11 protein-coding genes are annotated in these 9157 nt (G+C 59.0%); 9 read left to right on the top strand and 2 right to left on the bottom strand.

Translation table 11 applies throughout. The features are described 5' to 3' along the window. The 5 genes from WJU23_RS02750 to WJU23_RS02730 all read left to right on the top strand — a co-directional run. On the top strand, window positions 1–502 hold a 502-nt coding region (locus WJU23_RS02750), incomplete at its 5' end, for an IS3 family transposase (RefSeq protein ID WP_346330998.1). 92 nt (window positions 503–594) lie between these two features. Next, window positions 595–1797, top strand: coding sequence for a hypothetical protein (locus WJU23_RS02745; RefSeq protein WP_346330997.1), 1203 nt, complete (start codon window positions 595–597; stop codon window positions 1795–1797). Between the two features lie 257 nt (window positions 1798–2054). Beyond that, complete coding sequence (locus WJU23_RS02740; protein ID WP_346330996.1) at window positions 2055–3140, top strand: DUF6807 family protein; 1086 nt, start codon at window positions 2055–2057, stop codon at window positions 3138–3140. Window positions 3141–3359: 219 nt separating this feature from the next. Continuing rightward, window positions 3360–4313, top strand: coding sequence for a calcium/sodium antiporter (locus WJU23_RS02735; protein WP_346330995.1), 954 nt, complete (start codon window positions 3360–3362; stop codon window positions 4311–4313). Between the two features lie 286 nt (window positions 4314–4599). Continuing rightward, on the top strand, window positions 4600–5091 hold the full coding sequence (locus WJU23_RS02730; RefSeq protein ID WP_346330994.1) for a hypothetical protein: 492 nt from the start codon (window positions 4600–4602) through the stop codon (window positions 5089–5091). 178 nt (window positions 5092–5269) lie between these two features. Here the strand turns inward: WJU23_RS02730 and WJU23_RS02725 are convergent, their stop codons facing one another. Then, entirely contained in the window at window positions 5270–6157 is an 888-nt protein-coding gene (locus WJU23_RS02725; RefSeq protein WP_346330993.1) for an MBL fold metallo-hydrolase, read from the bottom strand. Between the two features lie 268 nt (window positions 6158–6425). On the opposite strand from WJU23_RS02725, the gene WJU23_RS02720 reads away from it, so the two are divergent. After that, a complete protein-coding gene (locus tag WJU23_RS02720) occupies window positions 6426–7013 on the top strand; it encodes a TIGR00730 family Rossman fold protein (RefSeq protein ID WP_346330992.1) in 588 nt (195 codons plus the stop codon). 7 nt (window positions 7014–7020) lie between these two features. Here the strand turns inward: WJU23_RS02720 and cutA are convergent, their stop codons facing one another. Further along, window positions 7021–7353, bottom strand: a complete 333-nt coding sequence (gene cutA / locus WJU23_RS02715; protein WP_346330991.1) for a divalent-cation tolerance protein CutA — start codon at window positions 7351–7353, stop codon at window positions 7021–7023. 12 nt (window positions 7354–7365) lie between these two features. Between cutA and WJU23_RS02710 the strand changes: the two genes are divergently transcribed. The 3 genes from WJU23_RS02710 (at window position 7366) to WJU23_RS02700 (ending at window position 9144) form a co-directional block, all read left to right on the top strand. Then, complete coding sequence (locus tag WJU23_RS02710) at window positions 7366–8541, top strand: ATP-binding protein (protein ID WP_346330990.1); 1176 nt, start codon at window positions 7366–7368, stop codon at window positions 8539–8541. Between the two features lie 79 nt (window positions 8542–8620). Next, window positions 8621–8845, top strand: coding sequence for an addiction module protein (locus WJU23_RS02705; protein WP_346330989.1), 225 nt, complete (start codon window positions 8621–8623; stop codon window positions 8843–8845). Further along, window positions 8842–9144: a type II toxin-antitoxin system RelE/ParE family toxin gene (locus WJU23_RS02700; RefSeq protein WP_346330988.1), complete on the top strand. Its 303-nt coding sequence runs from the start codon at window positions 8842–8844 to the stop codon at window positions 9142–9144. Before WJU23_RS02705 ends, WJU23_RS02700 begins: the two co-directional genes overlap by 4 nt. Window positions 9145–9157 lie beyond the last annotated feature (13 nt).

Genomic DNA, 9157 nt, shown 5'->3' with positions numbered 1-9157 from the left:
CAAGCCCAATGAGGCCTGGGCCGGTGACATCACCTTCATCCCCACTGCCTCCCGCTGGCTTTACCTCGCGGTGGTCATCGACCTGGGCTCACGCCGCATCATCGGCTGGAGCCTTGACACCCACATGCGCTCAGAACTGGTGGTGCACGCCCTGCAACAGGCCTTGCAGGCCCGGCCGCGGGCCTGCACCCGGGGCACGCTCTTCCACAGCGACCGTGGCAGCCAGTATGGCAGCAGCGCCTTCAGGGCCGTGCTGGCCGACGCAGGGATGCGCCAGAGCATGTCCGCACGGGCCAACCCTTACGACAACGCCTGGACCGAATCCTTCATGGGCACAATGAAACGAGAGATGCTCCAGGGTGGCTGCTTTGAAGACGCCACTGATGCCAGGCTCGAACTCTTCGAGTATATCGACGGCTACTACAACAATGCACGCAAGCACTCCGCCCTCGGCTACCTCACCCCCAACCAGTTTGAAAATCAGCACAGCAACCTCAACTAACTAAGCGACACCGGTCCAGAATTGCGTTGCACCTCAGAACGTTAAAAGCGATGGAACGATATCTTTGCACAAGGCGTGGACGCCTTCTCGTCGTGGGTCTGGACAATTGCGATAAGAGGAACCGCGACGAGCAACTCCTCATGTTCCAGGTAGCGAAATGGGTTCAGCACGAAGTTCGGTGCCTGGTTATTCTGCCTTTGCGTCTTGAGACTTTCGAGAACCACCGGAACGAACCACCTTTGGACACTGCTCTCAAAGACCTTATCTTCCGCATCGAGCCGCCTCCGTTTCAAGAGGTCCTTACGAAGCGGCTCAGGTTGGTTCTTGCGACAGCCAAGATTGATAGCAGCTCCGGACCGCTAACCTACCAAATGTCCGGAGGGACAGTAATGCTTTCGCCCGATAAGCTTGAACGCTACCTGCGAATGATGATGGGATCGCTGTTCGAGTATGAGCGCTACGGACGACGGATCATTGTTGGACTGGCAGGGCGAGACACCCGTCGTGCCTTTGAGATATTTCTCGAATTCTGCCGCAGTGGCTACATCTCGGAGGCAGACATTTTTCAATCCCAGGCCACCGGTGAGCATCAATTCCTCAGTAAAGCAGTTATAAGCAGAGTTCTTCTCAGGACCAACCGTCGATTTTACGATGGTGATGAAAGTTTCGTAAAGAACCTCTTCCAGTGCGATCCAGCATCCGAGTCACCCGATCCATTTCTGCGTTACAACATCTTGTCCTGGCTACGTCACCATCGAATGGGTCGAGGACCATCGGGCATCCGTGGCTATCACCGCTTGCAATCGCTAGCATCCGACCTCGTCGCTCACGGAGCAAACTTCGAATCTGTTCTCGAACAATGCCAGTATTTGGCCCGTGCGGGCTGCATTCTTTCGGAACATCTGCGTAGTGACTCATTTTCGCCAGATGATCTCATCGCCATTACGCCAGCCGGGCAAGTGCATCTCCAATTAGCACAAAACGATCAGCATTATCTTGGAGCATGTGCCGAGGACTGTTGGATGGCAGACGCTAACTTCGCCTATAATATGCAACGACGAATGGCGATTACACCTTACTGGAAGTCCCTCGCTTGGCACATAACACTGGATTCTGCGTGGGATTTGGTCGGTTATCTCAAAACTGTCAGAAATAAGCAACTGGCGTACGATGGGCGCTTCTTAGCCCAATCGGATCGTGACCGCTGGCAGATCAATTTGGACATCATCACCAACGATATCGAACGAGAGATTCTCAATGATCGAGCCAAGTATCATATTCGTCCATCTACATAATCCTCAATCACGAATATAATCAGCAGAGATAAGATGCCGGGCAAACTGTGGGCAAACTGTAAAAGTGTGGCTTCAATGGATTGATCCTCAACAGTTTATTTCAGGAAGGCTAGACGCCGACAGGCGCGCGTTTGGCGTAGGACCCATCGGCGACGGGGGCTTGAGGATGGGTGGGGTTTCGGCCATGATTCCTGGCCACCGAAGGCCGTTCGATTTTGGTTGCGGTGCGGGTGGATGAAGGGTGAATGCATGGGTGCATGAGCAACCCATTTCCAACGAGTGGCCGGCGTCGTTTTTTGACGGGGGCCTTGGCCATGGCCGCAGGAAGCACGGCCGCACGGGAGGCGGGTCCCGGCGCTTTCGTGGTCGAGGACCAGCGGCCGTTTAAAGACCAGACGCGGCGGCTCAAGATCACCCGGGAGGGGCGGCCGGTCGCGGCGCTCCTCTTTCCAACCGATTACCCCACGCATTTCCGGCTCAAACCGGAGCTCCACAACGTCTGCACGCCCACTGGCGTGCCGGTCACGGGTTCCCATGAGCACGCCTTCATCCATCATCAGTCCATCATGTGCGGGCATGGCCGTGTGCAGGTGGATGGGGACGGGCGCGTGGTGGATTTCTACCGGCAGCTGCCCTTCGCCGATGGCGGCCGGGCGGACCGGTGGCACAGCCCGACCAAGAACCTGTTCCAGCTCGGCCCCTCCGGCATCCAGCACGTGACGGAGGCGCGCTGGCGGGCGGCGGACCAGGTGGTGATTCAACTGGACCTGGCCTGGCAGACACGTGAGGCGGGCCGCGCCACGGGGGATGTGCTAGCCCGCGAGGAACGGCTTTACCGCCTCATGGTCAGTGATGGCTGCATGATCGTCGATGTCTTCTCGAAGCTTCAGGCGGCGGGCGCTGCGGTGACGTTGCACCCGGAAAATGACCACGGCTACCTGGGCGTGCGGGTTCACGATCTCATCGATGTCGAGGACGGCGGGGTCATGGGCGACTCCGAGGGACGGAAGAACCCCTCGGAACATTTCCGCGCCGCAACCGGCGCGCAACGGGCGCCGCGCTGGGTGGATTGCACCGGCAGAATGGGCAATGCCACCGTGGGCATGGCGCTGATGAGCCATCCAGCCAATGTCCGCAACGAATGGTATGTCCGCGAGTTTGGGCTGATGATTGTTTCGGCGGCTCAAAGCGAGGCGGTGCGAATCACGCCGGAGACGCCCTTTGAATTTGCGGCCCGTTTCGTGGCCCATGACGGAGTCCTGCCACCGGAAGCCGCGGATCAGCTCCAAGCCCGGTTTGCCGCCGTCACGGCCGATGAATTGCGCGCGTTTCTCAAAGCCTAGACCGGCTGTGACAAAGCCGGGCTGACCGCGCCAATGGACCCGGACGCGACATCGCTATGAGAGTGGCTCTAACGAGGATAAGAATCGGGGGTCAGAATCTCAGAGGATGAAAGGTTTTGAACAAGACACGGATGAAGAGAGGGGAAGGAGAAGGCGGCGGGATCTTGGGATGACAAATCGTGGTGTGTGCTGTTACTTGGCTGCCATTCTCCTCCTCCCATGATTGAATCTCTGACCTTCATCCTCCTCGGACTCATCCTGCTTTACTTCGGGGGGGAGGGGCTGGTGAGGGGGAGCTCGGCGCTGGCGCTGCGGCTGGGGCTGACGCCGCTGGTGGTGGGGCTGACGGTGGTGGCGTTTGGCACGAGTGCGCCGGAGCTGGTGGTGAGCATCCAGGCGGCGATGGATGACCAGGGGGCGATCGCGATGGGGAATGTGCTGGGATCCAATGCGCTGAATGTGGGGCTGATCCTGGGGCTGACGGCGCTGATCTGTCCGCTGAAGGTGCAGCTTCAAATCCTGCGCATTGATGCGCCGATCATGGTGGGGGTGTCCCTGATGGCGGGGCTGATGATGCACGATCTTTACATCAGCCGGATGGAGGGCGGGCTGCTGGTGGGGGGGCTGGTGGCGTATCTGGTCTTCACGGTGATCTATGCGAAAAAGGTGAAGCCGCTGCCAGCGGTGGAGGCGGAGTTTGCCGAGGCGCTGCCGTCACCGAAGGGCAGTGTGGGGCGGGATGTGCTTTTTGTGGTCGGGGGCCTGGTGCTGCTGGTGGCGGGATCCCGCTTCATGGTGGATGGGGCAGTGAGCCTGGCGCGGCTGTATGGCATCAGCGAGGCGGTGATCGGCCTGACGATTGTGGCGGCGGGCACGAGCATGCCGGAACTGGTGACCTGCGTGGTGGCGGCGCTGAAAAAGGAGCCGGACATCGCGCTGGGGAATATCATCGGCTCAAACATCTTCAATATCCTGGGCATCCTGGGCGGTGCGGCCCTGGTGAAGCCGCTGAACGCCGGAGGCATCCAGATGACGGACATTTATGTGGTCATCGCCTTTTCCGTGATCCTGGTGCCGATCATGAAGACGGGCCATAAACTGGCCCGCTGGGAGGGGGTGCTGCTGCTCACGGCGTATGCCGGGTACATGGTGTGGCTTTGGCCGAAGGAGTGAGGGGGCATTCCACATCCGGTGTCCTGTCAAAAAACCGGCGCTGTTTTTACATCTGGGGAGCTTGCTTCTGGCCAGCTCAACTCACGTCAGCCGGGTTGGGTGCCTGGGTCCGGCAGCGGCTTTCATATGCCTGGAGAAGCAGCAATGCCAAAACCTGGTAAAAGATGAATTTTGACATAATCCCAACCATCTTCTTTGACTCCACGAGGGTCTTGATGTTTTTCACCTCCAGACTATTCTTGTCCCGTCATTCCAGTCCGGCCGATCATTCCGTGTAGCGAAAAGTATGAATGCATTCTTCTGTCACGCCTGTCTTCTGCTGTTCTTGGGACTCTCGGCGGTGCCTGCCACCGGTCTTGGCCAGACCCCGGCTGCGGCGGAAATGAATCCCAAGATAGCGCTGGAAGGGATGCCCCGCGACCTCCTGCGCCGGCTGAAAGAACCGTCGGCTGATTATAATTCCGTGATTGAGGAGGCTGACAAGTTCGTGAAAGGCAATGTCCATCAGAAGACGGCCACCCTCAGTTTTAAGATCAAGGAGGTGGATACGAGCACCAACCACATCACCCTCATTTCTGCGCTGGATGAAGAACGCATCTCCGGCACCCCCTTTGTGGTGGGTTATACGATCATGCTGAATCAGGACCAGAAAAGTTTGGCGGATAAGTTCAAGCGAGGCAGCCGAGTCACCGCCACTTGCGCGATATTTTGCCATATATCCAGAAATTATTCCAAACCGAAGCTGGTGATCGAGGGCTACAAACCCGTCTTTCACTGAGGAGGCAGAGCAGGTCGTGTCTGCATTGCTGCAGGAGCAGCCAAGTCCTGGCTCCCGGCCCTGGCTCCCGGATAAAGAACGCAGCTACACTCTTCGGAGAAATGTGCCAAGCCCATCTGTGGGTATCCTGTCACGGTTTGGAACTGGAAGGCGCCATGAAGGGCTGAATGACCCAGTTTCAGGGATTCTTTTCCACGTAGAGACGGATGCCGTCGGCGCACATGGCGGTGCCGTTTGACATTTCGTGGAGGAGCCAGCCGGTGGGGGAGACGTCGGCGGTTTTGGCCAGGTCATGCTCGGTTTCCAGATAACGGCGGCGGATTTCTTCCTGGGTGCAGCCGGCGGTCATCCAGGTGCGGACTTTTTGATGCACTTCTTCGATGCGCTGGCGGTAATGCAGGAGGTGGTCATGGGCATCCGGCACTTCGCCGAAATGGGTGAGGAAAAGACGCTGGAAGTGGCCGGCGAGGAGTCGGTCCACGGAGGCGAGGTAGGCGGGGGGATCGAACTGGGGAGGGGCGGCGGTGACGGACCAGTAGGGTTTGTTTTCCAGGCGCAGCCCGGCGACGTCGCCGGTGAAGCAGGTGTCGCCGATGACGTAGGCGTGATGATGGCGGGCGTGGCCGGGGGTGTCCCAGGCGGTGATTTTGAGGCTGCTGAGGGAGATGCTTTCGCCGTCCATCAACGGGGTGACGCGCTCTTCCGGGGCGGGGTGCATGTCGCCCCAGAGGGTGTCCATCTGGTCACCATACACGCGGCGGGCGCTGTCCATGAGGCGGGCGGGGTCCACGAGGTGGCGGGCGGCGCTGGGATGGCAGAAGACCTGGGCACCCTGCTGAGCCCACCAACCGGCACCACCTGCGTGGTCCAGGTGGATGTGGGTGACGAGCACCTGGCGGATGTCGTTGGCATCAAATCCATGCTCCTGGATGGCGGCGAGGAGGTGCGGGCGGCAGGAGCCGGGGCCAGTCTCGATGAGCGCGAGGTGTCCTTCATTTTCGACCAGGTAGGCGGCGATGAGGCCGGGGGTGTCTTGAAATTGAAGGTCGAGGGTATGAACGTGCATGGGGGAAAGGAGAATCCTGGGGGAGGGGAGCATGCACGCGAAGCGGGAAATTCCAAGAGGGTTTCAAGGCGGGGGTGGGGATTGAGCTAGGGCCAGCCAGAGTTTTTAAACCACTAATCGGGGAAAATACGGGAACAATGGACGGGAGCACAGAAGCGGTTTCATCCATGCAAGGACGCTCGGTTTTGCCGCAGAGAGGCAAGGGGGCAGAGATGGGAAGGGATGTTTCCATTCTTGATCCGCAGGCGATGCTCGCGCACAAAGCGGGATGCGCATTGCGATTTATTGTGGCTCCTGCGGGGGCACGGACCCGGTTTATCTTTCGGCGGCCCGTGAGGCGGCGGGTTTTCTGGCGCGGCAGGGGATCGGCCTGGTGTATGGGGGAGGGAATGTGGGGCTGATGGGGCACATTGCGAATGCGGCGCTGGAGGCGGGGGGCGAGGTGGTGGGCGTGATCCCGCAGGCGCTGATGGACAAGGAGCTGGGCCATGGCGGGGTGACGGAGCTGCATGTGGTGAGGTCCATGCATGAGCGCAAGCAGCTCATGGTGGATTTGAGCGACGGATTCATCGCACTCCCAGGGGGATTTGGCACGATGGATGAGCTGTTCGAAACGCTGACCTGGCTGCAATTGGGCTTCCATGAGAAGCCGGTAGGGCTGCTGAATGTGGGCGGTTTTTTTGACGGGCTGCTGGCTTTCCTGGATCACATGACGGCGCAGGGTTTTGTGAAAAAGGAGCACCGGGACTGCCTGCTAGTGGCTGATAACGCGGCGGAACTGCTGGCGAAGATGCGTGAATTCCGCCCGCCGGTGCTGGGCAAGTGGATCGAGGACATGGTGCTGGCGGAGCGGTGAGGGGGGATCAGGAAGCAGCAGGAGTTTTGACCTCTTCCATCACCCAGCGGGCGTAGGCTTCACTGGCTTTTTCGGCGGGCAGGGCGATGATTTCGGGGACTTCGTACGGGTGGAGCTCGGTGAGGCGTTTTTCAAAGGCGGGATAGGCCTGGACGGTGGTTTTAAAGATGGCGAGGACCTCGGCACCGGTTTCCACCGCGCCTTTCCATCGGTAGATAGATTCAATATTGGGGCACAAATTGACACAGGCGGCCAGTTGCGAATCCACCAGCATTGTGCCAGTCTGACGCGCTTGATTGAGATCGGGAAACGTTGAAAAAACCAGCAGGATGTCCGTCATGGCTGCCACTTTATGAGATCTGCCTTCATAGACAAGCTTCTGAAACGCATGGACCGCCTGGAACCGGCGGAGGTGCAGAGCGTGATCGTGGACCTGATGAAGGAGAAGGGGTTTCTGGAAAAGACCTTTCAGGCGCTGCAGGAGGGGGTGATTTTGCTGGATCCGGAGGGGCGGGTTTCGTATGTGAACAGCGCGGCGTGCCAGCTCTTCGGCCTGAAGGAGGAGCAGGTAAAGGGGCAAAAGCTGAGCCAGGGGATGCGAGGGCTGGACTGGGGGGAGCTGCTGAAACCGGGCACGGTGGTGAGCCGGGACATGGAGATATTTTACCCGGAAAACCGCTATCTGAACTTTTACATCACGAACATTGATGATGACCAGCCGCTGGGGTTTGTGATGCTGATCCGGGACATCACGGAGACGCGAAAGCGGACGGAGGAGCAGATCGAGAGTGAGCGGCTGAATGCCTTCACTCTGCTGGCCGCCGGGGTGGCGCATGAGCTGGGGAATCCGCTGAACTCCCTGACCATCCACCTGCAACTGCTGGAGCGGCGGCTGAAAAAGATGGGCAAGCCGGGCGAGCCGCTGCGGGAGCACCTGGACGTGGCCACAGGGGAGATCAAGCGCATGGACGGCATCATCAGCCAGTTCCTGGCGGCCATCCGGCCCACGAAGCCGCAGTTTCAGCGCATCCACATTGCCGATCTGCTGCAGGAGAGCCTGCGCTTTTTGAAACCGGATCTGGACCAGGCCAAGGTGAAGGTGCGCCTGGATCTGCGGGCGGACATGCCGGCAATGCCACTGGATGCAGACCAGATGAAACAGGCGATGTACAATCTGATCCGCAATGCCTGCCAGGCCATGCCGAAGGGCGGCAGCCTGACCATCCACGGCAGCTACACGGATTTTGAGGTGAGGCTGAGTTTTGAAGACAGCGGCCGGGGCATCAGTCCGGAGCAGATGGGCAAGCTTTTCCAGCCGTTTTCCACGACGCGCAGCTCGGGCACCGGGCTGGGGTTGCTCATCGTCCGCCGCATCATCCGCGAGCATGGCGGGGAGATAGACATCGAAAGCCGTGCTGGCAAAGGCACCCGCGTGAGCCTGTGGCTGCCGCTGGTGGAGCGGAAGATCCGGCTGCTGGAGGCGGGCGGTGGACCGCCAGAACCCATCGTTAATGGAGAGTCCACGTGATGCCCGGCTTCAGAAGTCTTCTGGGACATAAACCTGATCTCGATTATAATACACACAGAGCACAACCCTGAACATTCTTATGGTCATTGAGCACTTCCCTGAAATCCGCCGGCTATCCTCGGCTGAGAAGCTTATTTTTGTCAGTGAGCTGTGGGACGATCTCGCTGAGCATCCCGCTGAACTGCCCGTGGAAAGCCATGTGGTGGAGGAACTGGACCGGCGGATGCAAGAGTTCAAAAACGCCCCGGAGAGGTTCACGACCTGGGAGGAGATCCAACAGAAGATTCTTGGAAGTCGAGCATGAGGGAACTCATTTTTCTGCTGGGTGCAGAGACTGACATCCAGCTTGCCTTTAACCGGCTTGAAGATTTCCAGGAAGGGCGCGGAACCGTTTTCATGCAGTGCCTGGATGTGGCTTTTTCCCACCTGCGTCGCCATCCTGAATCGGGGCCTACCTATCAGGCACCTTACCGTCGTCTTCTGGTGAGCAAGTTTCCATATGGCATCTTTTATGAAGTTCAGGCGAGAAGGGTGGTGATTGCCGCCATCATGGACCTGCGGCAAAATCCAAACACCATCCGCTATCGTTTGTTTGGCAACTGAGCCGGACAGTCTT

Origin of the sequence: Prosthecobacter sp. SYSU 5D2 (assembly GCF_039655865.1) — a bacterium.
Taxonomy (GTDB): domain Bacteria; phylum Verrucomicrobiota; class Verrucomicrobiia; order Verrucomicrobiales; family Verrucomicrobiaceae; genus Prosthecobacter.
This window is presented reverse-complemented; position numbering and strand designations above follow the sequence as displayed.